Source organism: Mycobacterium ostraviense (assembly GCF_002705925.1).
GTDB classification, from domain to species: Bacteria; Actinomycetota; Actinomycetes; order Mycobacteriales; family Mycobacteriaceae; genus Mycobacterium; species Mycobacterium ostraviense.
The window spans coordinates 5663544-5686027 of the sequence record NZ_NKRE01000001.1; the positions used below are offsets into that span (position 1 = coordinate 5663544).

At 66.2% G+C, this 22484-nt stretch carries 28 protein-coding genes and 1 pseudogene; 17 read left to right on the top strand and 12 right to left on the bottom strand.

What is annotated here, in order from left to right; translation table 11 throughout:
* Window positions 1-3 precede the first annotated feature (3 nt).
* Complete coding sequence (locus CDN38_RS26325; protein WP_075512162.1) at window positions 4-867, top strand: glycoside hydrolase family 16 protein; 864 nt, start codon at window positions 4-6, stop codon at window positions 865-867.
* Here CDN38_RS26325 and CDN38_RS26330 read toward each other — a convergent pair.
* Window positions 834-1235 carry a hypothetical protein gene (locus CDN38_RS26330; protein WP_233027054.1) on the bottom strand — a complete coding sequence of 134 codons (402 nt, stop codon included), beginning with the start codon at window positions 1233-1235 and terminating at the stop codon, window positions 834-836. The two genes, CDN38_RS26325 and CDN38_RS26330, sit on opposite strands and share 34 nt — an antisense overlap.
* An 89-nt stretch (window positions 1236-1324) precedes the next feature.
* Between CDN38_RS26330 and CDN38_RS26335 the strand changes: the two genes are divergently transcribed.
* Both CDN38_RS26335 and CDN38_RS26340 read left to right on the top strand, forming a co-directional pair.
* Window positions 1325-1594, top strand: coding sequence for an EF-Tu/IF-2/RF-3 family GTPase (locus CDN38_RS26335; RefSeq protein WP_075512163.1), 270 nt, complete (start codon window positions 1325-1327; stop codon window positions 1592-1594).
* A 146-nt stretch (window positions 1595-1740) separates the two neighbouring features.
* Window positions 1741-2007, top strand: coding sequence for a hypothetical protein (locus CDN38_RS26340; RefSeq protein WP_075512164.1), 267 nt, complete (start codon window positions 1741-1743; stop codon window positions 2005-2007).
* 63 nt (window positions 2008-2070) lie between these two features.
* Here CDN38_RS26340 and CDN38_RS26345 read toward each other — a convergent pair whose 3' ends face one another.
* From CDN38_RS26345 to CDN38_RS26355, 3 genes are all read right to left on the bottom strand, one after another.
* Window positions 2071-2802 (bottom strand): hypothetical protein, encoded by a 732-nt coding sequence (locus CDN38_RS26345; protein WP_075512165.1) that lies wholly within the window; start codon window positions 2800-2802, stop codon window positions 2071-2073.
* Entirely contained in the window at window positions 2799-3623 is an 825-nt protein-coding gene (locus CDN38_RS26350) for a hypothetical protein (protein WP_075512166.1), read from the bottom strand. Before CDN38_RS26350 ends, CDN38_RS26345 begins: the two co-directional genes overlap by 4 nt.
* A 166-nt stretch (window positions 3624-3789) precedes the next feature.
* Window positions 3790-4695, bottom strand: a complete 906-nt coding sequence (locus tag CDN38_RS26355) for an NAD-dependent epimerase/dehydratase family protein (protein WP_075512183.1) — start codon at window positions 4693-4695, stop codon at window positions 3790-3792.
* 185 nt (window positions 4696-4880) lie between these two features.
* Between CDN38_RS26355 and CDN38_RS26360 the strand changes: the two genes are divergently transcribed.
* Window positions 4881-6299 (top strand): sensor histidine kinase, encoded by a 1419-nt coding sequence (locus CDN38_RS26360; protein ID WP_082277287.1) that lies wholly within the window; start codon window positions 4881-4883, stop codon window positions 6297-6299.
* Complete coding sequence (locus tag CDN38_RS26365; protein ID WP_075512167.1) at window positions 6281-6943, top strand: response regulator; 663 nt, start codon at window positions 6281-6283, stop codon at window positions 6941-6943. Before CDN38_RS26360 ends, CDN38_RS26365 begins: the two co-directional genes overlap by 19 nt.
* Window positions 6944-7054: 111 nt before the next feature.
* Here CDN38_RS26365 and CDN38_RS26370 read toward each other — a convergent pair whose 3' ends face one another.
* From CDN38_RS26370 to CDN38_RS31385, 3 genes are all read right to left on the bottom strand, one after another.
* Window positions 7055-7813 (bottom strand): hypothetical protein, encoded by a 759-nt coding sequence (locus CDN38_RS26370; RefSeq protein WP_075512168.1) that lies wholly within the window; start codon window positions 7811-7813, stop codon window positions 7055-7057.
* A gap of 236 nt (window positions 7814-8049) precedes the next feature.
* Window positions 8050-8205: a hypothetical protein gene (locus tag CDN38_RS31380; RefSeq protein WP_233027055.1), complete on the bottom strand. Its 156-nt coding sequence runs from the start codon at window positions 8203-8205 to the stop codon at window positions 8050-8052.
* A 26-nt stretch (window positions 8206-8231) separates the two neighbouring features.
* Window positions 8232-8282, bottom strand: coding sequence for a hypothetical protein (locus tag CDN38_RS31385; RefSeq protein WP_233027127.1), 51 nt, complete (start codon window positions 8280-8282; stop codon window positions 8232-8234).
* A gap of 631 nt (window positions 8283-8913) precedes the next feature.
* Here CDN38_RS31385 and CDN38_RS33225 point away from each other — a divergent pair.
* The 3 genes from CDN38_RS33225 to CDN38_RS26390 all read left to right on the top strand — a co-directional run bounded on the left by CDN38_RS33225 (window position 8914) and on the right by CDN38_RS26390 (window position 10452).
* A complete protein-coding gene (locus CDN38_RS33225) occupies window positions 8914-9570 on the top strand; it encodes a PE family protein (protein WP_075512169.1) in 657 nt (218 codons plus the stop codon).
* Between the two features lie 171 nt (window positions 9571-9741).
* Window positions 9742-10023 carry a hypothetical protein gene (locus tag CDN38_RS26385; protein ID WP_036405345.1) on the top strand — a complete coding sequence of 94 codons (282 nt, stop codon included), beginning with the start codon at window positions 9742-9744 and terminating at the stop codon, window positions 10021-10023.
* Window positions 10024-10050: 27 nt separating this feature from the next.
* A complete protein-coding gene (locus CDN38_RS26390) occupies window positions 10051-10452 on the top strand; it encodes an NYN domain-containing protein (RefSeq protein ID WP_075512170.1) in 402 nt (133 codons plus the stop codon).
* Window positions 10453-10509: 57 nt separating this feature from the next.
* On the opposite strand, the gene tpx is transcribed toward CDN38_RS26390, so the two are convergent.
* A complete protein-coding gene (tpx, locus tag CDN38_RS26395; protein WP_075512171.1) occupies window positions 10510-11007 on the bottom strand; it encodes a thiol peroxidase in 498 nt (165 codons plus the stop codon).
* A gap of 118 nt (window positions 11008-11125) precedes the next feature.
* Here tpx and CDN38_RS26400 point away from each other — a divergent pair, with 118 nt between their 5' ends.
* Both CDN38_RS26400 and CDN38_RS26405 read left to right on the top strand, forming a co-directional pair.
* Window positions 11126-12076 carry a GlxA family transcriptional regulator gene (locus CDN38_RS26400; RefSeq protein WP_075512172.1) on the top strand — a complete coding sequence of 317 codons (951 nt, stop codon included), beginning with the start codon at window positions 11126-11128 and terminating at the stop codon, window positions 12074-12076.
* A gap of 19 nt (window positions 12077-12095) precedes the next feature.
* Window positions 12096-12839, top strand: a complete 744-nt coding sequence (locus tag CDN38_RS26405; RefSeq protein ID WP_075512173.1) for a DJ-1/PfpI family protein — start codon at window positions 12096-12098, stop codon at window positions 12837-12839.
* A 29-nt stretch (window positions 12840-12868) separates the two neighbouring features.
* Here the strand turns inward: CDN38_RS26405 and CDN38_RS26410 are convergent, their stop codons facing one another.
* On the bottom strand, window positions 12869-13345 hold the full coding sequence (locus CDN38_RS26410) for a nuclear transport factor 2 family protein (RefSeq protein ID WP_075512174.1): 477 nt from the start codon (window positions 13343-13345) through the stop codon (window positions 12869-12871).
* A gap of 55 nt (window positions 13346-13400) precedes the next feature.
* On the opposite strand from CDN38_RS26410, the pseudogene CDN38_RS26415 reads away from it, so the two are divergent.
* Both CDN38_RS26415 and CDN38_RS26420 read left to right on the top strand, forming a co-directional pair.
* Window positions 13401-13610 (top strand): annotated as a pseudogene (locus CDN38_RS26415) (SDR family NAD(P)-dependent oxidoreductase); the annotation flags it as partial.
* 28 nt (window positions 13611-13638) lie between these two features.
* A complete protein-coding gene (locus tag CDN38_RS26420) occupies window positions 13639-14016 on the top strand; it encodes a hypothetical protein (RefSeq protein WP_142361335.1) in 378 nt (125 codons plus the stop codon).
* Between the two features lie 3 nt (window positions 14017-14019).
* Here CDN38_RS26420 and CDN38_RS26425 read toward each other — a convergent pair whose 3' ends face one another.
* Window positions 14020-14796: a YqjF family protein gene (locus tag CDN38_RS26425; RefSeq protein ID WP_075512184.1), complete on the bottom strand. Its 777-nt coding sequence runs from the start codon at window positions 14794-14796 to the stop codon at window positions 14020-14022.
* Window positions 14797-15169: 373 nt separating this feature from the next.
* On the opposite strand from CDN38_RS26425, the gene CDN38_RS26430 reads away from it, so the two are divergent.
* The 3 genes from CDN38_RS26430 to CDN38_RS26440 all read left to right on the top strand — a co-directional run bounded on the left by CDN38_RS26430 (window position 15170) and on the right by CDN38_RS26440 (window position 17588).
* Window positions 15170-15667 (top strand): hypothetical protein, encoded by a 498-nt coding sequence (locus tag CDN38_RS26430; protein WP_233027056.1) that lies wholly within the window; start codon window positions 15170-15172, stop codon window positions 15665-15667.
* Window positions 15668-15753: 86 nt separating this feature from the next.
* Complete coding sequence (locus CDN38_RS26435; RefSeq protein ID WP_180276393.1) at window positions 15754-16482, top strand: peroxiredoxin; 729 nt, start codon at window positions 15754-15756, stop codon at window positions 16480-16482.
* Between the two features lie 254 nt (window positions 16483-16736).
* A complete protein-coding gene (locus CDN38_RS26440; RefSeq protein ID WP_233027129.1) occupies window positions 16737-17588 on the top strand; it encodes a bile acid:sodium symporter family protein in 852 nt (283 codons plus the stop codon).
* 19 nt (window positions 17589-17607) lie between these two features.
* Here the strand turns inward: CDN38_RS26440 and CDN38_RS26445 are convergent, their stop codons facing one another.
* Entirely contained in the window at window positions 17608-18279 is a 672-nt protein-coding gene (locus CDN38_RS26445) for a GAP family protein (RefSeq protein ID WP_075512188.1), read from the bottom strand.
* A gap of 43 nt (window positions 18280-18322) precedes the next feature.
* Window positions 18323-20656 carry an arylsulfatase gene (locus tag CDN38_RS26450; protein WP_075512176.1) on the bottom strand — a complete coding sequence of 778 codons (2334 nt, stop codon included), beginning with the start codon at window positions 20654-20656 and terminating at the stop codon, window positions 18323-18325.
* Window positions 20657-20800: 144 nt separating this feature from the next.
* Here CDN38_RS26450 and CDN38_RS29760 point away from each other — a divergent pair, with 144 nt between their 5' ends.
* On the top strand, window positions 20801-20941 hold the full coding sequence (locus CDN38_RS29760; protein WP_161951668.1) for a hypothetical protein: 141 nt from the start codon (window positions 20801-20803) through the stop codon (window positions 20939-20941).
* A gap of 77 nt (window positions 20942-21018) precedes the next feature.
* Window positions 21019-22377 carry an HNH endonuclease signature motif containing protein gene (locus tag CDN38_RS26455; RefSeq protein WP_075512177.1) on the top strand — a complete coding sequence of 453 codons (1359 nt, stop codon included), beginning with the start codon at window positions 21019-21021 and terminating at the stop codon, window positions 22375-22377.
* The last annotated feature ends 107 nt before the right edge of the window (window positions 22378-22484 follow it).

Consider the following 22484-nt stretch of genomic DNA (forward strand, 5'->3'; position numbering starts at 1 on the left):
CTTATGCCTGAGATGGATCGTCGTCGCATGATGCTGATGACGGGCTTCGGTGTATTTGGCGTGCTCGGGGTGGCGAATCCGGTTCCCAGGGCGCATGCAGACCCGTCCCGACGCGGCGCACCGGCGGGACGAACGCCAATGCCCGCGGCGCCGGCGCCCAATGGCCAGTCGACCAACTACGTGTTCCACGACGAGTTCGACGGCCCCGCCGGCTCGGCGCCCGATTCGTCGAAGTGGACCATAGCCCGGGCGCGCGAGCAGATGAAGGACCCGACGTACTGGGAGCGGCCCGAGAACGTCGGGCAGTACCGCGATGATCGCCAGAATGTGTTCCTCGACGGCCATTCCAACCTGGTCATCCGGGCCGCAAAAGACGGCGGGACCTACTACTCGGGCAAGCTGCAGAGCCCGTGGCGGGGCGGTATCGGCCACACGTGGGAGGCTCGCGTCAAACTCGACTGTCTGACCGCCGGATGCTGGCCGGCCTGGTGGTTGTCCAATGAAGACCGCGGCGAAATCGACATCCTTGAGTGGTATGGCAACGGCAGCTGGCCGTCGGCTACCACCGTCCACGCCAAATCGAATGGCTCCGAATGGAAGACGCACAATATCGCACTGGACAGTGGGTGGCACACCTGGCGATGCCAATGGGATGAGAGCGGGATGCGGTTCTGGCAAGACTATGTCGACGGCGCGCAACCGTACTTCACCGTGGCAGCGCACTCACTGCCGGACTGGCCGTTCAACGACCCGGGCTACACCGTGTCTCCGGTGGTGAACCTCGCGGTCGCCGGCTCCGGCGGCGGTGACCCCGGGCCGGGAACCTACCCCGCTCAGATGCTCGTCGACTGGGTGCGGGTCTGGTAGTCACAACGCCGCGACCACGAGGACTTTCGACGGGTCCCGGGGATCCACCCGCGCCGGCATCTCGGCGCCGACCGCGAGATGCGGCGCCGTCGACAGCTCGAGCGCGATGCGCCGCGTTGCGCGGTACGAATCACGTTCTGGCAGTTGCACATCAGTTCCAGCTCATGCCAGGATTCCAGCGTTGTGGCCGCGACGTTGCGGCGGATCCCGACGATTGTGGCCACACCCGCCAGGCCGTCGCGCAGCAGCCGTTCCCGGTCGGCGTTGAGCGTGTCGAGTTCGGCGACCGCGTCCATTGCCCGCTGCTGGTCAGCGCGCGTGACTCGTTGGCCCGCAGCGGCTTTCCTCGCTCGCCGCAACCAGTTCATGTCCGTCAGGGTACGGCGCCGTGCGGTGCTCGTCGATCGGGTGGCGGGAACCCGAAGCCGGCACCCGCCGGACACAGTACCGTTGCCGCATGTTTCGCATGACGGTCCAGGACGTGTTCTTCGTCCGCGGTCGCGGGATCGTGGCCACCGGCCGCGTGGAGTACGGGCAGTTGCGGGTCCGCGACGAGGTCCGGATCAACGACGGACCTGGGGTGCGGGTCGACGCCATCGAGGCGTTCCGCAAGAAGCTGGATACGGCGACTGCCGGTGACAACGTCGGCCTGCTCTTCAAGAAGCTCAGCAACCGCGACCTGGCCGCCGGTGACGTGATCACCTCGGCGGGTGTGTTTCTGGCGTAACGCCAGGTCTTCCCGGCGGGGTCCCGCCCCGCGTGCGTCCGGTCCGGCGGCCGGACGCGTTGTTGGGATCGGTAGCGGCGTCACGGCCTTGTACTTGCCGCAACGACGACGCCACCGGGCGGCGCCTCACGCGAAAGGAAGAGCCCATGAACATCATTCCCGTCGGCATCGAAGAAAAGATCAACCGCGTCGATCGCCAACCAAGCCTGGCGATCGGCATCAGTCTCGGCCTGCTGGCGGCGTGGTCCTTCTACCGGGTGATCTGGCTGCTGTACCTCTCGATGACGTTCGGCTGGTTCATGGGCTCGGGGGCTTTCCAGTTCGTGCTGTGGACCGTGACCGGCGCCATCGCCGCGATCGCGGCCACCGGCTTCCTGACCCGCTACTTCAAGGGACCCGGCGCCGACCGTTGATGGCTGTGGCGACGAACCGTGCCGAACCCGAACCGGGTTCGGCACGGTGCCGTCTGTGGGCGGTCAGCGGTTGGAGATTCGGCTCAGCGTGCTGTCGAAGAGGGCGTCGAAGGGTTGCTGGTGCCCTGTGCTGGCCGTGCCGCTCAGAATCAGTCCCGAAGTGCGCGCGTAGGAGTAGTAATCGGTCCGGGCGGCGTCCGGCTCTCCGCCAATGGTTGCGGTGATCGAGTACCGGAACCGCTGCGGTCCGTCGGCGGAGTGCGAATCCTCGAGGATGCGCACCTCATAGGAGCCGACGGCCGCGCTGGTGAAGCGCGGACACCGTGATACCAGGCCGGTGAACGCGCCAAATCCGGTGGGGTCGAATTCGCGGCCGACCATGAGCCGGATGTCTCGACGGTCGGCGACCTCGGGCGGATCGGCGGGGTCGTGCCCGAACACCTCGGCCGCATCGAAAGCGCCGGTCGAGGCGACCCCTACCACCGCGAAGCATTCAACGGGACTGAAGCCCAGGCCCTCGTCGGACACGTGGTATCTGAAGTACCCGAACGTATCGGACAGTTCTTTGATATCGCTGACGGTCCACGCGGCAGGAAAATCGCTCGGTTTGGGCAGCAACTCCGCCAATTGTCGGTCGCTCAACGAGGCCAGCTTCGGTGCAAGTGAGCCCGGGGCCGCGGGATTGCTATGCCGTCGGGCGCTGAGTACCCCCGGCGCGGTGATCACGATGGCGGCAGCTGCCAGCACGCACAGCACGGCCGCTATCACCCATGGCCGCCGCGAGAGTCGGTTCATAGCGCGCGCAGCCGTTGCAGCGTTTGGCCGGCGAGCTTCTGCACCAGATCGAGCTCGGGACCCTCCATATAAATAGTGCATTCGAGTAGCACGCCGCGTACCGCGTAATAGGTGACGTGGTAGGTCGACGAAGGGTCGCGGCTACCGATCGTGGTGAACGTTCGGGTGACCGTGACGGCGGCATCGGCACCGGCGGCCGAGCGCACTCCGACCTGAGTGGTGACGGTCCGATGGTTTTTGACCCGGCCATCGAAGAAATAGTTGGTGACGCGATAGGAACCGCAACGGCCCAGCCAGTCCAGGTAGTTCGCGATCCGTGCCGCCGCGTCGGAGACGACCCAGATCGCGAAGCGGGCGTTGGGTCCGTGCTCGCGGCCTTCGCCGGTCGCGGCGAAATCGGCCGCCGCCGCGTCCTGAACGAATAGTTGGGCGTAACGGTCGACCTGGACGTATGCGGCCAACGCACCCCCGGCATGGTCCAGGATCTCGGGAATGTCGCCGCAGCTGCCCGGTTCGTAGGCCGCTGCTGGGTCCTGATGAGGCGCCGTAGTCAACGCCCCCGGATCTGCTGTCGCGGCTCGCCGCAACCGCCCCGTCAACGAATATCCCCAGTCGGACGGGAAGTCGGTGCCGGCGGGCAACGCCGTCGCCAGGTCCCAGTCGGTTCGCGAAGCCAGGTTCGCCGGAGCGGTATCCGAGCGGGGAGCCGTCACCAACAAGGCCGCACCGCACGCGCCCAGCACGGCAAGTGCGGCGCCCCCTACCACCCGGGGCCATGGTTGGCTGCGCGAAGGAGCGGGTCCTGCGGCCTGGGATCCCATTCGTGACTCCTCCCGCGGGCCGGCCGGTGCGACGCCCGCATCGCCACCGGGGTCGCCGGCGTAACACTATCGCGGCCGCCCAGGCGTCAACCCGATCGACACAGTGCTCCCTTTCGGCGAAACGGCTGCGGCGTCGTTGTCCCGGCGCTTCGGCGTTTCGTTACCGTCAGGCATGAACCAACTCCGGGTGAAATCTGGCCACCATCCGGCGTAATCCCTCGCGCCAGTCGACTGTGGTTGCGCTGCCGATGAGTTCGCGCATCCGGGTCAGGTCGACGGGATTCCCGCGCAGCGCCCGATCGCTCTCGGTGAACACCGGCTCCTTGCCGATCAGGGTGCCCAGGTAGGCGCACCACTCCTGGATGCTGACGATCTGGTCACCGGCCCAGTTGACCGTGGTCGCCGGAATCGACGCCACTGCAAGCAACTTCGGGATAGTGGCGATGATGTCATCCTGATGTATAGGGTTGTAGCGTGCCGGTTCGCCGGGCGGAACCGGGATCGGAATGCCGGCAAGCATCATCTCCATGTGGAAGTACGGCCACCCGCCGGTGTCGCCGTACGGCACGTTGAGGCGGGCGATGGTGGTGGGTACCGCCAGGATCCGCGCCGTCGACCGGGCGACCGCCTCACCGGCGATCTTGGAGATCGAATACGTGGGGAACAGGAACCGGTGGTTGTCGCCGAGGGCCGCACGCTCGGTGCGCGGCAGGTCGTCCGGTGGATCGTAGACGGCCGCTGATGAGCAGTGCAGGAACGCCTTTGCGCCGCGGCACCGGGCCATCAGCAGACCAATCGACTCCGCGTTGGCGCTCAGGTCCTGGTCCCAGTTACCGCTTTTGGCCACCGCAAAGTTGAGGACGTAGTCGAAGTCGGACGGGATCGCGGTGAAGTCGCCGGCGGCCAGGTTGACCGATTCGCAGCGAACACCGGCCTTTTCGAGGCCGGCACGGGCGGTGGCGTCGGTGAATCGGGCGATGCCCCAGACCTCGTTGTCGGCCGCCAGGGCCCGGGCGACGGGTGCTGCGACCTGGCCGGTGACACCGGTGATCAGGATTTTCGAGTCGGGCATGACGGCGATAGTAGGCGGTTTGGCACCTTGCGGCATCCGATCGGTCGACTGGTGGCGCGCGCCTCGGCCGAATTCCCACGGTTTGTCGATGAGCGCGGCTCGCCGGGCCCCGCTTGCACGGCCAATTGGCTTGCGAGGCAAAGGTGTTCATCTTCATCGAGGCGGTGGCGGCTACATCGTGCCGAATGCAAAGCGTTGCCCCACGAGTCGAGCAACGCACCCATGTGCTGTTCGTGGTCATCGCCAACACCCAGGGCATCCGGCTGGCGCATCCGCGTCGCGACGAGTTGGGCGGCCGGGTCAGTACCGATCCCGCGGAGGCGCTGGCCGGTCACGAACAGGTAGTCCACCAATCCGGCACCCATGGGCGGTCGATCGTCGCGAAAGTGCCGGTGGTGGAACCCGGTTCGAACCGGGTGCTGGGAATGGTCAGCGTCGGCATCTCCACCAAGGCCTTCGACGAACAGTTCTTCAAGAACCTGCGGGTGCTGGCCCCGTTGGGCGGTGCGGCGCTGCTGATCGGTGTGGCCGGGTCGGTGGCGCTGGCACGGCGCTGGCGCGGGCTGACACTGGGTCTGCGGCCGACCGAGATGGCCGAGCTGTTCCGCACTCAGGCGGCCGTCCTGCACGGTATCGGCGAGGGCGTTCTGGCGGCCGACGAAACCGGAAGCGTCGCCTTCGTCAACGACGAGGCGTGCCGATTGCTCGAGATCGGCAACGACGTGGGCCGCCGCATTGACGAGATCGGGCTGACCCCAAGCGTTCTCGACGTGTTCACCGCGGCCGAGGCCGCTCCCACGCTGGCCACAGTCGGCCAACGGATCGTCGTGGTCTCGGCGCGCAAGGTATCCCGCGACGGGCGCGAGCTGGGCACGGTCCTGGTGGTGCGGGACCGGACCGATGTCGAGTCGCTGACCCGCCAACTCGACGCGGTACAAGTGATGAGCACCGCGCTGCGCGCACAACGCCACGAGTTCGCCAATCGCCTGCACCTGCTGAACGGGCTGTTGCACACCGGCCACGTCGAGGAGGGATTGCAGTATCTGGAGGAGCTGCTCGGGCCGGGGCCGCTGGCGTCGGCAGTACCCGGTATCGACGCCATCCGCGACACCCATCTGCAGGTGTTCCTGGCGGCCAAGGCTGCGGCCGCCCGCGAGGCCGGGGTCACGTCGCGGATCGGCGAGAACACCTGGATTACCGGCCGGCTCGAGTTGCCCGTCGACGTCACCACCGTGGTGGGCAACTTGCTGGACAATGCGATCGACGCCGCCCGCGCGAGCCGGAATGCTCCCAGGGAAGTGGAAATCGAACTCCTGCAAGAGGGTTCGACGTTGCATGTCACGGTGGCAGACAGCGGCGACGGCGTGGCACCCGAATTCGTCGAGCAGCTGTTCACCGAGGGCACCACCACGAAGCAAGACTCCGGAATACCGTGTGGGCGGGGCATCGGGCTTGCGTTGTCACGCCAGATCAGTCGTTCTCTGGGCGGCGATCTTTGGCTGTCGAGCCGGGGCGACCCAGCATCACCGCTGCGAGGCGCAGAGTTCATCGCCCGGCTGCCGGGCGTGCTGGCCGAGGAGGGGCAATGGGTGGCTCAGACCTGACGGTGCTGGTGGTCGACGACGACTTCCGCGTCGCCAACATGCATGCCGGAGTCGTTGCCGCGATGTCGGGTTTCGCGGTGACCGGTACCGCCAACACCGTTGCGGCCGCGCGCGAGGCGCCTGCCGTCGACCTGGCGCTGGTAGACGTCTACCTGCCCGACGGCTCCGGAATCGATTTCGTTCGCGAACTGCGTTCCGACAGCATGATTTTGACCGCGGCGACCGAAGCCGAGACCGTCCGCGCAGCCATGGCCGCGGGCGCGTTGAGCTACCTTGTCAAGCCGTTCTCGACCACCGAGCTTGCCGCCCGGCTGTCCGGCTACGCCCGCTACAAGATCCTGGCCGGCGCCAACCTCGGTGCCCGCGACGTCGACGCGGCATTGGATAGGCTTCGCCCCCGCCTCACCCCGGCACGGTCCTCGGCAACCGCGGCCTCCCCCACCAAACAGCTTGTGCTGCAGGCCTTGAAGAAGTCACAGACACCCATGTCGGCGGCCGAAGTATCCGCGGCCATCGGGGTATCCAGAGCCACCGCGCAACGGTATCTGGCGGCGATGGCCTCCAGCGGCGACGTGAGCGTGGGGCTGCGCTACGGTGCCACCGGCCGGCCCGAGCAGGAATTCGCCGCGATCGTGTCGCGCTGAGCGGGTCAACAGACCAACATGGCGGCGACCTACGCGGCCCCGTCCTTCGGTTCGGGACGCAGCCAGCCGGTGGTTGCGGTAAGTGAGAACTCCCGCAACGTGCGTACCAGGTCATGACGCACAACCTCGTTCGAATTGATGCGGCCGGGCTGGTAGGCAAGCACCGAGATTGGATGCGACGACGGCGCTCGGGCCGCCGGCCGCCACGGTGACCAATCGCTTGACCAGTCCCTTGGGCAGCAGCGGCACCAGCGGCATGAGCGCCCACCGCGCGCTGGGCTCGTCGCGGTGGCGGATCGGCGCTTGCTTGATGGTGGCCCGGATCTCCCGTAGGTCTGTCGGTGCGGGTACCCGCCCGACGGTGATGTCGGCGTTGGTGACCGCGTTGGCCCGGGTATCGCCGGGGACCGTCGTCATCGGCAGGGCTGCCGGCTGGTCCGCTTCGGTCGGTATTGCCGTCGGCTTCCGCGACGCCGGCGGCGGGCCAGCTGATTGCGCGGCCGCGCCCGCTTGCGGCGTCCGCCAGGGCTTCGCACAGACCCAGGTGTCGGCGAGGCAATGTGAGAGGCAATGTGAGAGGACCAGGCTTATCCCGGAACCGCCGTCGGTGAACGGCAGCACGGCGAGGTGGTATGCGGGTCCGTGTTCGGCCTGGACGGGGGCCTGGGTGAGCAACCAGGCGTCGAATTCCTCGCGCGGGCGAACCGACGCGATCTCCAGGTTGGACATGCGCCGCGGCGATACCCAGCGGTGGCGGCCGAATGGCAATGGTGACCGCTCGATGCTGCGGGACAACCGTCCCTGCTGCAGATGACGATGGAATCGGCGCAGGCCGTCGAAGTGGAGCCCGCGGTTATCTACCAGGCGCACTGCAGCAGGCCGATGGCGCCGGTTGCCTGCTCGCCAAGGAACATGGCTAGGTCGACCAGGTCAATCAATGACATTGTTGATTTCGCCGGGGCCCGGTGTTTTGACGCCGCTGGATGCAACCATGACTTTATTCCTGTCTGATTTCAGGTCTGATTCGGTAACTATTGGTCACCGGAGAATTGGGTCCGCCAAGAAATGGCCGATGGTGATTACGCTGACAATGGACCCCCGCGTGCTTACCAGGCCAGCCAGGGGTTGGTTATCGGAAAGAGGGCGAACAGTACGCTCTCGGCGGCAGCTTCATCGACCTCGGTATAGGACTGGGCAACTTGCCTGAACGCCGCGCCGGTTCGCATCAGCTCTTCCTGCGCTGCCTGGTTCAGTGCCAGCATCGAGGCTGCTTGGGTGTGGACGGCCGTCACCGCCTGGCGGAGACCTCATCCGCCCCGGCGGGAGCGAGGCCGGTCACCGAGATCGCCGCGTGGCGGCGGCCTGCAGGGAGCGGGTGCCCAGATCGGCCACCTGGCTACCGATGTCGGCCACCACCGGATCAAATGGCATGGGCTGCATTGACGTACTCCTCGACTGCTCGTGTCGAATTCGTCTGCCCGGTGGGAAAGCGGCAGAACGGCAACCCGAGAATTGATATTCAATCCGCGCCAATTAACTTCGGCGTGCTGATCGCGAATGTCTTCGGTGCTTGTCAGGCCGAATTTAAGACATCGCTGTTCTGGTGTCGCGCTTGTAGGCGATACCCGGGATAAGTGACGATTTCCAGCTTTTGCGCATTATGCTCAAGCCCGGTGCCGGCAGCCGGAGCCCGTTGATGCCCCGCGCGGTAGCACAGCCGGCGTGGTGCGCTGCGTCACTATTGGCCCGGCGGGATTCCGGCAACGTGCCACCCGTGCCGCCACTGACCCGTATTGAAAAGAAAGTGGCTGGCTAGGGCTCCACGAGGCCTTAGAATTGAACAATCGTGCAGCGCAGCTGTACCGGAGTTTGCGGCAGCAGCCGCGCCACTGGCCCCGCTGATCGTTGAATTGCTAGGCGGTCACGACCACGGTCACGTCCGCGCACAAATACATAGGAGCAGCAGGCAAATGGACACCATGTCACACGACCCGTCGGCAGGCGACATTGGTTCGCAGTTGGTCGACATCGGCAGCCAGGGCATAAGCGCGAGCAGCACTGCGGCGATGACGGTGCTGACCGGCCTGATCCCCGCCGGCGCTGAGGAGGTCTCGGCGCAGGCGGTGATGGCGTTTGCGCAGGAGGCCGCCTCGATGTTGGCGTCCAACGTAGCGGCTCAAGAAGAGCTGATGCGCACCGGTTCGGCACTGACCAACATCGCCCGGATGTACGGTGACGCCGACGACAGCGCCGCCGACGCCCTGGCCTTCCGTGGTGCGGCGATATCCCGCTCGGCCGCGGGTGGCTCCGGGGCAACGCTTGGCCCGGGACTCATGGGCTCCGGGGCAGTACAGGCAGCGGCTGAATCGGTGGCGCGCGCGCCGCTGATGTCGCAGATGGTGGAAGCGTCATCCTCGCCGATGGCGTCGACCGCCGCCAACGCCGGATCATCGGCGATGAGTGGCGCAGCCCCGCTGAGCAGCGGAATGGGCAGCGGAATGGGCACCGGCGCCCCGGCCGGCGGTGCCTCCAAAGCAGGTCTGACGTCAGCTACCGGTCCCGCGGATCAGGACGAACGCGAACGCGACGAGCAGACCAGCGCCCAATCCGGTGAACGCTTGGCCTGACAAACCTGTCTGTCCCGCAGTTGTTGCTCCCTAACTGAACCGCGCATCAGTGGCAGGCGCTCGACCGACTGCATGCGCTAGTGAACAGTCGCACGCCACGGTTCTGTTTGCAGCGCATCTCCTACGCTTGCGCTGTCCCGTGGTAGCGCAGGAAGCGAAAGAGAGGGCGTAGTGACCAACCCGGACATGGCCACCATCTTGCGGGAGATGAAAATCCCGGAGCGGATGACCGGCAGCCAGGCGCTGCGCGACTTCCTGCTCATCTACATCGATGACCAGGAGTCACTGGCGAACAACCCGGAACGACTCAAGCAGTTGAACGGCCTGCTCATCCTTTCGCACCTGGAGGTGGTCAACGCTCTTGGGTCGCTGGAATCGGCAGCCGCTGAGCAGCACGTGGAGAGGTTCCGGAAAGAGATCAACCGAAAATACCGGAAACGCTGGTGGTTCTAGCCAGGATCTCTCATCGTACGGTGAGGTGTGCGCTGGATCGTCGATGGTATGAACGTGATCGGGAGCCGCCCGGATGGTTGGTGGAAGGACCGTCACGGCGCCATGGTCGCGCTGGTGGACAAGCTGGACCGGTGGGCCGCTGACGACCGTGACGCGCACGGTAACGCGGTGACTGTGGTGTTCGAGCGGCCCCCGTCCAGGCCTATCCGCTCTTCGGCGGTCGAGGTGGCGTATGCGCCCAAAGCCGCTGCCAACTCGGCCGACGACGAGATCGTCCGGCTGGTGCAAGCCGACGCCCAACCGGATGCGATTGCAGTCGTGACGTCGGACAAGGCGTTGACCGACCGGGTCCGGCAGTTAGGCGCCACCGTCTACCCGGCGGAGCGTTTTCGTAGCCTCATCGACCCGCCCACCCCCGGACAGGCTTGATGCAGGCACCGCAACCGATCCGGCCAGCCGGGTGGTCACCGCCGGGGCCCCCGGGCGTCAGCCGCTGACTGCCGCGAGCGCGGCATCGTAATCGGGCTCCTGCCCGATTTCCGGTACCAGCTGGGTGTAGGCGACGTTGCCGTCGCCGCCGATCACCACGATGGCTCGGGCAAAGAGTCCGGCCATGGGGCCGTCGGCGATAGTGACGCCGTAGTCCTCACCGAAGCTGTCCCGAAACGCCGAGGCCGTCGTGACGTTCTCGATCCCCTCGGCACCGCAGAATCGCTTCAGCGCGAACGGCAGGTCTTTCGACACGCACACCACCGTCGAGCCGGTTGCGGCGACACGCTCGTTAAAGGTTCGCACGCTCGCCGCGCACACCGGCGTATCGATCGACGGGAAGATATTCAGCACGACGGCCTTGCCGCGGAACTGGTCGCTGCCGACGGTGCTGAGATCGGCGCCGGTCAACGTGAACGCGGGGGCCGAAGTGCCGACAGCGGGCAGTTCGCCGACAGTGTTGATCGCATTTCCGTGCAGGGTTATCTGTGCCATCGGCACAGTCTGCCAAGGTCGGGATCGCGGCCCGCGACCAGGTCCGGCCACGGGTCATGTCCTAATTTGTGGGGTATAGGGCGTAGACGCCATGCCGTTGTCTGGCCAACACTGAGTCATGGCCCGCAAAGTGCTGATCGTCGGCTTTTCCGGGGTTGAGGCGCTCGACGTCGTGGGACCGTTCGAGGTCTTCGCCGGCGCATCGCTGCTGACCCACGGCGGCTACGACGTCACGCTGGTCTCCCCCGGCGGGCACCCGGTGACCACCGCAACCGGCCTTGCCCTGATGACCCAGCCGCTGCCGGATCCGAGTGCACCCGTGCACACCGTGGTGCTGCCCGGGGGCGCGGGGGTTGATGCCGCCCGCGCGAACCCCGAGCTGATGGCGTGGATCAAAGCCGTCGCGCCTCTTACCCGCCGCCTCGTCTCCGTCTGCACGGGCGCGTTCTTGGCCGCGCAGGCGGGATTGCTCGACGGTCGACGCGCCACCACGCACTGGGCCTTCGCCGACCGGTTGGCCCGCGAGTTTCCCGCGGTCGAGGTGGATCGCGACCCGATCTTCATCCGCAGCTCTGAGACGGTATGGACTGCCGCCGGGGTGACGGCGGGGATTGACCTCGCGCTGTCGCTGGTGGAGGACGATCACGGCACCGAAATCGCGCAGACCGTCGCCCGCTGGCTGGTGCTTTATTTGCGCCGCCCCGGCGGCCAGACGCAGTTCGCTGCTCCCGTCTGGCTGCCGCGAGCCAACCGGCCTTCCATCCGCCAGGTGCAGGAGGCCATCGAGGCAGAACCGGGTGGCGCCCACCGCGTCGACGACCTGGCCCGCCGCGCGGCGATGAGCCCACGTCATTTCACCCGGGTGTTCACCGATGAGGTCGGTGAGGCGCCGGGCCAATACGTCGAACGCGTGCGCACCGAAGCCGCGCGCCGGCAGTTGGAAGAGACCGACGACACCGTGGTGGCCATCGCCGCCCGCTGCGGCTTCGGCACCGCAGAAACGTTGCGGCGCAACTTCATTCGCCGGATCGGCGTCTCGCCGGACCAGTACCGCAAAACCTTCGCCTAACACAACGAGGAGAACACCGATGACCCAAATCGCGATCGTCACCTATCCGGGATTCACGGCGCTGGACATGATCGGCCCCTACGAGGTGCTGCGAAACCTTCCGCAGACCGATGTGAGGTTCGTCTGGCATGAATCCGGGCCGATCACCGCAGATTCCGACGTGCTGGTGCTCGGCGCCACCCATTCGTTGGCCGAAACACCCACGCCCGACGTCATTCTCGTGCCGGGCGGGCCGTCTACCCCGGCGCATGCGCGCGACGAGAAACTGTTGGACTGGCTGCGCCGGGCTCACCGGACCGCCAGCTGGACCACGTCGGTGTGCTCCGGCTCGGTGATCCTGGCCGCCGCCGGCCTGCTCCAGGGTCGACGCGCGACGTCGCACTGGTTGACGATCCCTGCGTTGAAGGCATTCGGCGCCATCCCCGTCTCCGATGAGCGGATCGTGCGCCAGGACAACGTCATTACCAGCGCGGGTGTGTCCGCGGGGCTCGACCTGGCGCTATGGCTGGCCGGGGAAATCGGGGGCGAAGGTCGCGCCAAGGCGATCCAGCTGGCGATCGAGTACGACCCACAGCCGCCGTTTGACTCCGGCCACATGTCGAAGGCATCGGCCACCACCAAGGCCGCGGCAACAGCTCTGCTGTCCAAAGACAGCGTCACACCGGCCAACTTGACGGCCACGACGATGCTCGCGTGGCAGCAGGCGCTGGCGGCGGTGCGGTCACGGCGGCGCAAGCAGCAGCCGGTGGGCGCGTCGGGATAGCAGCTCCAGCTCGAAAATCGATGCCGCGGTCAAGTTTTGGGCTGCAGAATGTGGTCGGTGGCCAGCCGGCCACCGGCCTGCAGCCAGGCACCGACCACCCGCGGGGCATCACGATCAGGGTTGTAGATGTCTTCCTCGCTACTGAATAGGCCATTGCCCGCGTAGACCAGGCGCGTCCAGTTCGGGAACCAGAACGGCTCGCCGTTCGGGTCGGTCGGGTGGTCGAGCAGATTCCTGATCGCGAGGACAACCGCGTCGTTGGCCTCATCGTAGGCGGTCCAGTCCGAGGGAAACCGCATGTGCGGGAACGGCGCCATGACCGCGACGATCCATTCCCGTAGCGCCTCGCGCCCATGAAAGACGCCGTAGTGGTGTTCGATGTAGACGACGTCCTCGGTGAACAGATCGGCGAACGGTCGCCAGTCGCCCGACGCCGAGCACCCCTCGACGACGGTGGTGTAATGCCGGACGGCTTGTTCGATCTCGGCTTTGGGGAACGTGCCCATACCGGACACACTAGAGCCTGCGTCGATTGGCGGTCACGTCCGGAGGGGATGACGAATGAGCGTGTTGGACTTATTCGACCTACACGGCAAGCGGGCTCTGATCACCGGGGGCCCCGCCGGCATCGGCAAGAAGGTGGCTCTGGCGTATGTTCAGGCCGGTGCTCAAGTAGCCATTGCCGCAAGGCATTCCGAGGTATTGGCGACGGCCGCCGCGGAACTCACGGCAGCCGGCGGCACGGTGCTACCCATCTGTTGCGATGTGACCGCGCTTCGGTTGCGCGGTATGCGGCAACATGGCGGGACGAGTGCGGCTCGCTCGACCAACCGAAACGCTCGGTGACAACGGCCGGCCGGCCCTCGAGGCGTTGGCCGAGTTGGATGCCCTGGTTCGCCCGCAAGGCCAAGCCCGCATCGTGGTGCAGACCTCCTTCGGCGCGGCCAGCCAGCCCGTCTCGGCCGACCGTGCCGACACCGTGGCCGAAGCGATCGCCGGCGCGGACGCGGCGGCGCTGTATCGCATCGGCTACTCATACGCGCCCTTCCATTGCCCGGACTGTGCGTCGTCCTACTGCGGAGACCATTGGAACTGGCGCGAATTCGACGACGACCCGTTCAGCGGCATCGAACGCATCGAAGGCGACTGCCCCCGTGGGCACGTGCTGTCCTATTGAACCTCACTCGACGCGGCAGCGACGTCCGAAACGCGTTCGCATACCGGGTGAATACAGCGCGCGCAACCGCTGGCCGCCGGGTCGCACGCCGCTCGCGTCACGCAGCTCGTCGGCCAATTCGACGATCTCCGCGGCGTGCAATGACCATGTTTCATGCTCATTCGGTACCCACCACGTCCGGCCGCCCTGGCGACTGTGGGCGCCCCAACGGGCGGTCAGCCAGATCTCCAGCGGCGTGGGCTCGACCACGCCGCCGATTTCGATGGTGAGCCGGCTGCGCAGCCCGCGCTTCGGCCAGCGGCGCACACTGTCATACGTAATCCGGTTGCCGGAGCGTGTCATTCGCATCCTGGCCCAGGTATAGGGGACGCCGAGGCCGATCCGGGTGACGGGCACGACCGCCAGCCGCGCCGTTTCCAGTGACCGGAAGAGGACGCCGTGACGACCGGCGTCACCGATCGAGTAGAGCCGGATGTTGGTCTCCAGAAAGCTGCCGAAATAGGGCAGCGGGAGTGCGGTGCCGAGCTTGGTGCCGGTCATGGCAAAAGGGACTAAGGCCACGTAGGTCATCCCGTCGGCGAAGACGTCGGGTCGGGTCGCCGGTGGATACAGGTGCGCGACGCTGTTCGGTAGCACCGGCCAATGGACGAACGTCAAATCAGTCCATAGCTGGTCGAAGATAACCGGACCGGGCAGCGGCGGCGGAGCGGTGACCGGGTACCCCGCCAGGGCCGAATTCTCGTCTGGCGCTTGCGACGACGGTGCGGGTGTGGCGGTCATTCGATCATCGTGGCACGCGGGCGCCATCGCCCCGAAGCTGTCCCAGCCGGGAAATCCGGGAGCATCGATGATCAGCCCGGCCAGGTCGCCCGTCGCCTCGATATGGGGGTCAACCGTCTTCGCGAGTTGGTCGAAGTCGTCGCTGTCGAGCGCGGATTTGGGCCGCACCAGCAGGATCGAGTGGTCGGTGTCCAAGTCGTATTCGATCATGTGTTACTCCTAGCGGGAGTTTCCGGTCTGTGACCAAGCTGAACGGTCCCGAGTTCTCGCCGGCGACGTCGTCCATGATCCGTTCGCCGCAAGTCGTGGATAAGAGGCCAAAGTCCCCTCTATGTTGGCCGGTATGGCTATTTCACGGTGTTGGAGCGGGGGCATGTTAGTCGCCGCGGTGGCGGTGTTGATCGGAGTCGGGGTGGCGCCCGCCGGACGCGGCGCGGCCGATCCGGGGTGCGCCAACGGGCGACCCGACGCCGTCCCTGCCGGCAAGGGGCAGCAAGTGATCGTCGACTACTTCTCGGCAATCAACAACCACGACTACATCACTGCCTGGGGATACCTCGGTGGTCCGATGCGTGCCATGTACGGTGCGACGGCACCAGAGCGGGACTCCACCGGGCTGGCGACGTTCTCGTCGATCATGCGTGAGCACCTGACATGCGTACGAGTCACCAACATCACCAACGCCAGGAGCGGCGACCCGGACATCTCGGCGTCGCTCGGAATCCAGTGGTATCGGGTGACATTCGACGCCGAGTACCTCACGCCGTTCGAGGCCGGCGCGGGCACGCTGCCGCCGTTCTACAAGACCCACGCCGACCCCCACGAAGGAGCGCCACCGCCGCTCATCATCAACCAGGGCACCAGCCCCTGATCGCCTTCGGGCCGGGCAAGCTCGATGATGGGAATATACCCCTCTGGGTATTTGTTGGAACTGGTTGAACCACGGAAAGGACCGCGATGACCGTCACCGACACTCCCACCGCCGGAGCCATGCCCCGGATCGGGGAACCAGCACCGGCTTTTACCGCCGTCACCACTGAAGGGCCGATCAACTTCCCCGCCGACTACGCCGGCAAGTGGGTGATCTTCTTCTCCCATCCAGCGGATTTCACGCCGGTGTGCACGAGCGAATTCATGACGTTCGCGTCGATGCAGCAGGAGTTTGCGGCCTACAACACCGAGTTGGTCGGCTTGTCCGTGGACTCGCTGTACAGCCACATCGCCTGGTTACGAACGATCAAGGACAAGATCAGTTTCCGCGGTATGCATGACGTGGAAGTCGGTTTCCCGCTCGTCGAGGATATCTCGATGCAGGTCGCGCAGACGTACGGGATGATCATGCCGGGCGAGGACGCCACGAAGGCCGTTCGCGCGGTCTTCATCATCGACCCCACGGGCATAGTCCGCGCGATCATCTATTACCCGCTGAGCCTCGGACGCAACTTCGACGAGCTGTTGCGAGCGGTCAAGGCGCTGCAGACGGCCGATCGCTTCGATGTCGCGACACCGGCCGATTGGCGCCCCGGCGACCGGGTGATTGTGCCACCGGCGGGTTCGTGCGGTACCGCCAAGGAGCGAATGGACGGTCACGTCGCGGGAGTGGAGTGCGACGACTGGTTCTTCTGCACCAAAGAACTCAGCGCCGACGACGTCGAGTCGGCGATTCGAGTCTATGGCCGTGCCTGACACGCCGAGTGCCGGCTCGTCCGAACTGCACTTTCCCCCCAGGCCATGGCGGCGTACCTGCCGGGAAGTCCCGGACGACGATCCGTCCGACCTGGGCTGTCGAGACCCGGATCAGCCGGTCGCCGCACCCTCGAATGGACTGGGGCCGAAGACGTTTCGTACCGGACCGGCCGCGAGCTGACGGCGCTGCGGCACCGGTTTCCGGATGCGGCGCCGGCGGCACCGGGCGCCATGGCAGGCTGTGCGTCGTGACAATGGCAGAAGCGGCGAAGCTTGCCTTCCAGATAAGCCTGTTCGTCGTGATCCTCGGCTACGGGTTGACCGCGCAGTTCGCCGACGTGGGCTACCTGGCGCAACGTCCGGGACTGCTGGCGCGGGCGCTGCTGGCCGTTCTCGTCGTTGCACCCGGGGTCGCGGTACTGCTAGTCCAGATGATGGATCTGCGGCCGGAGGTTGCCATTGCGCTAGTGACGTTGGCGATCTCACCGTTGCCGCCATTGTTGCCCCGCCGCGGGGAAAAGGCCGGTGGCCACGTCCAGTTTGGGCTGGGCCTGGTCATCGTGCTCGCGGTACTCGCCGTTCCCGTGCTCGCCGTGGCTGCGACCTTGCTGGGCAACGTATTCGGGCATCAGTACGTGGTCAGCCCGTGGGCGATCGGCAAGCTGATGCTGGTGTCGGTGTTGGCGCCGCTCGTCGCCGGAATGACGATCGGGGCGGTCTGGCCGGTGGCGGCCAAGCGTATCGCGGGTCCCATCGAGAGCGCCCAGCGCTGGGTGCTGCCGGTGGCGATGATCGTGCTGTTGATCGCCGCAGCGCCGCGGATGTGGAAGCTCATGAGCGGTTCCACCCTGGTAGCCCTGGCGGTATTCGTGGTGGCCACGTTGCTCGTCGGGCATGTGCTGGGCGGGCCCGATCGCCAGTTTTCGGCGGTGGTGGCTTTCGCGAGCAGTTGCCGCCACCCGGCGACCGCGCTGACCATCGCGTCGGCGAATTTTCCCGACACCGACGAACACGGGGCGGTGGCGCTCTACGGCCTGATCACTGCCGGTGTCGGCCTCGTCTACACCCGCTGGATACGTCAGCGGGAAGCCGCACCGCCCGGCTGACCTGCCGGGCCTGCCCCGGTTAGAGAATTCCCGAGCCGTGCAAGGCTTTCCACCCGAACCAGACTCCGAAAACCGTTCCCACCACGACCATGATGGGCCGGTTATTTGCCTGCAGCCAGCGCAGGATCCGGTCCAGCAGGGTGCGCGACTGGGCAGGGAATAACGCAGCCATCGCGATGATCAACAGATTGGCGCTCATGGCCAGCAGCACGAACGCGATGTAGGAGGCGATATTGGCGGCCCGCGGCAAACCCGCGCCGCCGATCACGCTGATCGCCGCCAGAGTGAACACCCACGCCTTGACCGAGACCGTGATGACGCCCGCCCCGATGAAGAAGGCCTTGGTGGGTGTCGCCGACATGAGCATGCTCATCCACTTCGGTGGCGGAGCCTCGGGATCGTCGTCGCTCAACAGCTCGCGCGCGGCGGTGACCAGAAACAGCAGGGCCACCACCAACAGCACCGTCGACACAATCCAGTGGTGCGGGTGACTCGTGTCGGCCTTGCGGGCTCCCCAATGCAAGATGGTGCCGAAAATGAGGCCCTGCAATAGGCGGGTGCCGATATGCCCGGCGACCCAGGCGCAGGCCGTCCGCAGATGCGATGGCGTGCCCAGCAACATGATCGTGATCGCGATCTCGATCGGTTCCAGGACGCCGCCGAGAATCAGCGGGATAAGGCTGCTCCACATGGCGGTCACCGGCTGAGGATAGCGACTCGTCGCCCCGTCTCGGCTACTGCGAGCCCAGTGCGGCGCGCATCTCGGCTTCGGCGATCGCGGCGGCGAGATCGGCCGGATGCGGGTCGACGGTGGCGTCGATGCGATCGATCCGGCCCGTGAACCGGAAATCATGCCCGTACGGTGCGACCGGAGATCCGGTATCGACGCCGACGTCCAGCGTTTCGCCGCTCATCGAGAACCGGAACGGGACGGTGCGCTCCAACCGGCCGCTGACCACGGCGGCGTCGTCGACCAGCAGCGTCACCGATGCGCCCTTGCCCAGTCCCCCGCCGTCGTAATCGAACGAAAGCCCAAGATTCACAGGGCCTTCGGGCAGTGGACCGGGTGCGGTGACTGTGGTGAGTTGGTGGCCCAGATAGTTGTAGGCAAAGTTGGGAATGGCGTCTTGCAGATAAAGGCTCCACCCGGCCATCGCCCCGCCGACGGAGATGACCACCCCCTGAGCACCCCCGGGCGGGATGTGCAACTGTGCCCGCAGTGCGAACGACGTGCTGGTGTAGCTAAGCGTCACCGGTTCGGGGATGCGTACCTGACCCGGGTAGTAGGTGACCGAGGTGCGATCACCGAGCAGGCTTGGCCGGTTGACGGGCAGCGCCCGCGCCAGCGTGGCATCGCTGAGCGGGTAGACGTCGTACTTGCGTGCTTCGGTGTCGAAAACGGCCTGCAGCTCGGCGAGCTTGTCCGGGTACTGCTCGGCCAGGTCGACGCCCTGGCTGAAGTCGTCGGCGAGATGGTAGAGCTCCCAGCGCTCGGCCTCTCCGAACGGAATGTTGCGCTGGGCACGGATCCAGGGCAGTCGCCCATGGAAGCAGGACGCCATCCAACCTTCGTGGTAGACGGCGCGATTGCCGAAGATCTCGAAATACTGTGTAGTTCGGTGGCTTTCGGCGTCGGCGTCGGCGTCGTCGAACGAGTACCGCATGCTGACGCCTTCGATCGGCTTCTGCTCGATGCCGTTGACGCGCCCCGGCATCTCGATGCCAGTGACCTCCAGGATGGTGGGGACGATGTCGATGACGTGGTGAAACTGGCTGCGCTGCTCCCCCGCTGCGCGAATGCCTCGTGGCCAGGAGACAGCGAGCCCGTTGCGGGTGCCGCCGAAATGAGATGCCACCTGCTTCATCCACTGGAACGGCGCGTCGAGTGCCCAGGCCCAGCCGACGTTGTAGTGGTTCTCGCAGCGCGCCGTGCCGAAATCGGCCAGGTGCGCAAGCAGCCATTCGGGGTCTTCGGGTAGCCCGTTCTGAAACGCCGGTGAGCTCCAGGCACCGTGCAGGGTCCCTTCAGCCGACGCGCCGTTGTCGCCGCACACATAGATGAACAGCGTGTCGTCCCATTGCCCCAACTCGTCGATGGCGTGGACGACCCGTCCGATCTGGGCGTCGGTGTGGGCCAGGAACCCTGCGTAGACCTCCATCAGGCGCCGGGCCACCGGCTTGTATCGATCGTCGTAGTCGGCCCAGGCGGGTATCTGCTCGGGCCGAGGGGTCAACCGCGTGCCGGGTGGGATGATGCCCATCTCGATCTGGCGGGCGAATGTCTGCTCCCGCAATGCATCCCAGCCGTCGTCGAACTGGCCGGCGAACCGGTCCGACCACTCCGGCCACACGTGGTGCGGGCTGTGTGTCGCCCCGGGAGCCAAGTACACAAAAAACGGCTTGTCGGGCGCCGACGTCTTTTGCTTGCGGATCCATTCGATCGTCTTGTCGGCGAGATCCTCGGTGAGGTGATAGTCGTCGCGCCCCAGATATGGCTCGACGGGTGTGGTCTGGTCGTAAAGCGCCGGCTCGTACTGCGACGTGTCGCCGCCCAGGAAACCGTAGAAGCGCTCGAAGCCGAGGCCGGTGGGCCAGCGATCGAACGGGCCGGCGGGGCCGGTCTCCCAGGTGGGGGTGAAGTGCGCCTTGCCGAACAGCGCGGTGCTGTAGCCGTTCATTTGCAGGACCTGTGCCACGGTCGCGGTGCTCTGCGGCAGCATGCTGTCGTAGCCGGGGAATCCGTAGGCGATCTCGCAGATGGTGCCCATGTGGGCGCTGTGGTGGTTGCGTCCGGTCAGCAGCGCGGCGCGCGTCGGGGAGCACAGCGCGGTGGTGTGAAACTGGTTGTAGCGCAAGCCTATTCGGGCAATACGTTCGAGCGTGGGCGTTGGGACCGGGCCGCCGAACGTGGATGCGGCGCCGAACCCGACGTCGTCGAGCAACACGACCACGACATTCGGAGCGTCGGCGGGTGGATAGGTGATCGTCGGCTTGACGGGTGTGGAATCGGCCGCCGACGGGTTGATGACTCCGCTGAAATGCTCAGTGCCGCGTGGTAGATCAACCACTAATGCCTCCGTTGCTCGACGGGGTGGAGCCCTTCTTGATACCGATCCGTCCGGTGGGTTCGGCTTTGCATCGTGCACCGGGCCACTACACCGTAGTGGCTGGAGGTTTTGCGGCTCTAAGCAGTCGGCGAAGGCTGCAATGACTTGATCGGGACGGCTGCGCTGGCCATGCTGCCGGGACCACCATGGTTCCAACGTCTGGTGATCAAGATCCGTCTTGTGATCGGTGTGGTGGTCGGGATGGCGTTGGGGTTGATGCGGGCCCCGGATTGTTGTTCGCCGTGAGCGAAACGTGAAATCGGTTGTTGGGCAGGCACTTTCTGCCCCGGTTTTTGTCAGAGGTCGCCGATAGGTTAGGCGCTATGGATTGGCAGGCGATCACGGCGGCCTTTGACGGGTTGGATGCCGCGCTGGATGTGGTGGCGGGCCTGAACTTTGACGCGCTGAGCACCGCGCAGTGGTTGGCGCTGCTGCAGCGCTGCGAACAGGTGCGCCGGCGCCTGCCGGTGCCCGAGCATCAGCTGATCAACCATTTGGCCCGCCAGGCCAGCGCCGCAGAACTGGGCGGCAAACTGTCGCATGCGATCGCCGAGTGGACCTTGATCAGCCGCGCCGAGGCCGCCCGGCGCATTCATGTGGCTGCCGATCTGGGGCCGCGGTGCGGGTTGACCGGTGAGCCGATCGCCCCGGCGCTGGCCGCCACCGCCGCCGCCCAACGCGACGCCACCATCGGCGCCGAGCACATCGCGGTGATCCGCCGGTTTTGCCGGCAGCTGCCCGGCTGGGTCGACCAAGCCACCCGCGAGCGCGCCGAAGCCCAGCTGGCCCGCCAAGCCAGCCAGTTTCGCCCCGAACAACTGGCCGAGCTGGCCGCCACCCTGGCTGATTGCCTCAATCCCGATGGCACCTACCGCGATGAGGACAGGGCGCGGCGGCGCGGGCTGATGTTGGGCGGCCAGCACGCCGATGGCATGTCGGAGCTGCGGGGGCTGATCACCCCGGAGCTGCGCGCCACCCTGGAGGCGGTGTTGGCCAAGCTGGCCGCCCCGGGCATGTGCAACCCCGAATGCCAAAGCCCATGTGTTGAGGGCAGTCCCAGCCAAGAGGCCATCGACACCGACACCCGTTCGGCTGCCCAACGCCACCACGACGGGCTCAACGCCGGGCTGCGCGCCCTGCTGGCCTCCGGAAACCTGGGCCAGCACAATGGGCTGCCCGCCTCGATCATCGTGTCCACCACCCTCAAAGACCTGCAAGCCGCCGCCGGCACCGGAGTGACCGGCGGCGGCACCACCCTGCCGATCAGCGATGTGATCCGCCTGGCCAGCCACGCCCACCACTACCTCGCCGTTTTCGACCACGGCAAAGCCGTGGCGCTGTATCACAGCAAGCGGCTGGCCTCACCCGGACAGCGAATCATGCTCTACGCCAAGGAGCGTGGCTGCTCGGCCCCGGGCTGCGACGTCAAAGGGTATTACTGCGAAGTCCACCATGTGATTCCGTTCGCCGAGTCGCCCACCACCGATATCAACCAACTGACCTTCGCCTGCGGACCCCACCACAAACTCCTCGACCAGGGCTGGAGCACCCGCAAAAACACCCACGGCGACACCGAATGGCTCCCACCCGCCCACCAAGATCGCGGCCAACCCCGCACCAACACGTTCCATCACCCCGAAAAACTGCTCCGCGACGGAGACGACGACACGGAACCCCCATAGCCCGCACCACATACCTGTCCGTCGGCGGACGACATTGCAGCGCAACGCCATACGTGCGAGGCCAACCCGCCTGCTTTGGCATGCGCCAGCGACAACGGCGGATATCG

Coding starts and splice junctions, on each gene's coding strand:
- CDN38_RS26325 (WP_075512162.1), top strand. CDS start 4: ATGCCTGAGATGGATCGTCGTCGCATGATGCTGATGACGGGCTTCGGT.
- CDN38_RS26330 (WP_233027054.1), bottom strand. CDS start 1,235: ATGAACTGGTTGCGGCGAGCGAGGAAAGCCGCTGCGGGCCAACGAGTC.
- CDN38_RS26335 (WP_075512163.1), top strand. CDS start 1,325: ATGTTTCGCATGACGGTCCAGGACGTGTTCTTCGTCCGCGGTCGCGGG.
- CDN38_RS26340 (WP_075512164.1), top strand. CDS start 1,741: ATGAACATCATTCCCGTCGGCATCGAAGAAAAGATCAACCGCGTCGAT.
- CDN38_RS26345 (WP_075512165.1), bottom strand. CDS start 2,802: ATGAACCGACTCTCGCGGCGGCCATGGGTGATAGCGGCCGTGCTGTGC.
- CDN38_RS26350 (WP_075512166.1), bottom strand. CDS start 3,623: ATGGGATCCCAGGCCGCAGGACCCGCTCCTTCGCGCAGCCAACCATGG.
- CDN38_RS26355 (WP_075512183.1), bottom strand. CDS start 4,695: ATGCCCGACTCGAAAATCCTGATCACCGGTGTCACCGGCCAGGTCGCA.
- CDN38_RS26360 (WP_082277287.1), top strand. CDS start 4,881: ATGCAAAGCGTTGCCCCACGAGTCGAGCAACGCACCCATGTGCTGTTC.
- CDN38_RS26365 (WP_075512167.1), top strand. CDS start 6,281: ATGGGTGGCTCAGACCTGACGGTGCTGGTGGTCGACGACGACTTCCGC.
- CDN38_RS31380 (WP_233027055.1), bottom strand. CDS start 8,205: ATGCTGGCACTGAACCAGGCAGCGCAGGAAGAGCTGATGCGAACCGGC.
- CDN38_RS33225 (WP_075512169.1), top strand. CDS start 8,914: ATGGACACCATGTCACACGACCCGTCGGCAGGCGACATTGGTTCGCAG.
- tpx (WP_075512171.1), bottom strand. CDS start 11,007: ATGGCACAGATAACCCTGCACGGAAATGCGATCAACACTGTCGGCGAA.
- CDN38_RS26400 (WP_075512172.1), top strand. CDS start 11,126: ATGGCCCGCAAAGTGCTGATCGTCGGCTTTTCCGGGGTTGAGGCGCTC.
- CDN38_RS26405 (WP_075512173.1), top strand. CDS start 12,096: ATGACCCAAATCGCGATCGTCACCTATCCGGGATTCACGGCGCTGGAC.
- CDN38_RS26410 (WP_075512174.1), bottom strand. CDS start 13,345: ATGGGCACGTTCCCCAAAGCCGAGATCGAACAAGCCGTCCGGCATTAC.
- CDN38_RS26420 (WP_142361335.1), top strand. CDS start 13,639: ATGGCGGGACGAGTGCGGCTCGCTCGACCAACCGAAACGCTCGGTGAC.
- CDN38_RS26425 (WP_075512184.1), bottom strand. CDS start 14,796: ATGACCGCCACACCCGCACCGTCGTCGCAAGCGCCAGACGAGAATTCG.
- CDN38_RS26430 (WP_233027056.1), top strand. CDS start 15,170: ATGTTAGTCGCCGCGGTGGCGGTGTTGATCGGAGTCGGGGTGGCGCCC.
- CDN38_RS26435 (WP_180276393.1), top strand. CDS start 15,754: ATGACCGTCACCGACACTCCCACCGCCGGAGCCATGCCCCGGATCGGG.
- CDN38_RS26440 (WP_233027129.1), top strand. CDS start 16,737: ATGGCAGAAGCGGCGAAGCTTGCCTTCCAGATAAGCCTGTTCGTCGTG.
- CDN38_RS26445 (WP_075512188.1), bottom strand. CDS start 18,279: ATGTGGAGCAGCCTTATCCCGCTGATTCTCGGCGGCGTCCTGGAACCG.
- CDN38_RS26455 (WP_075512177.1), top strand. CDS start 21,019: ATGGATTGGCAGGCGATCACGGCGGCCTTTGACGGGTTGGATGCCGCG.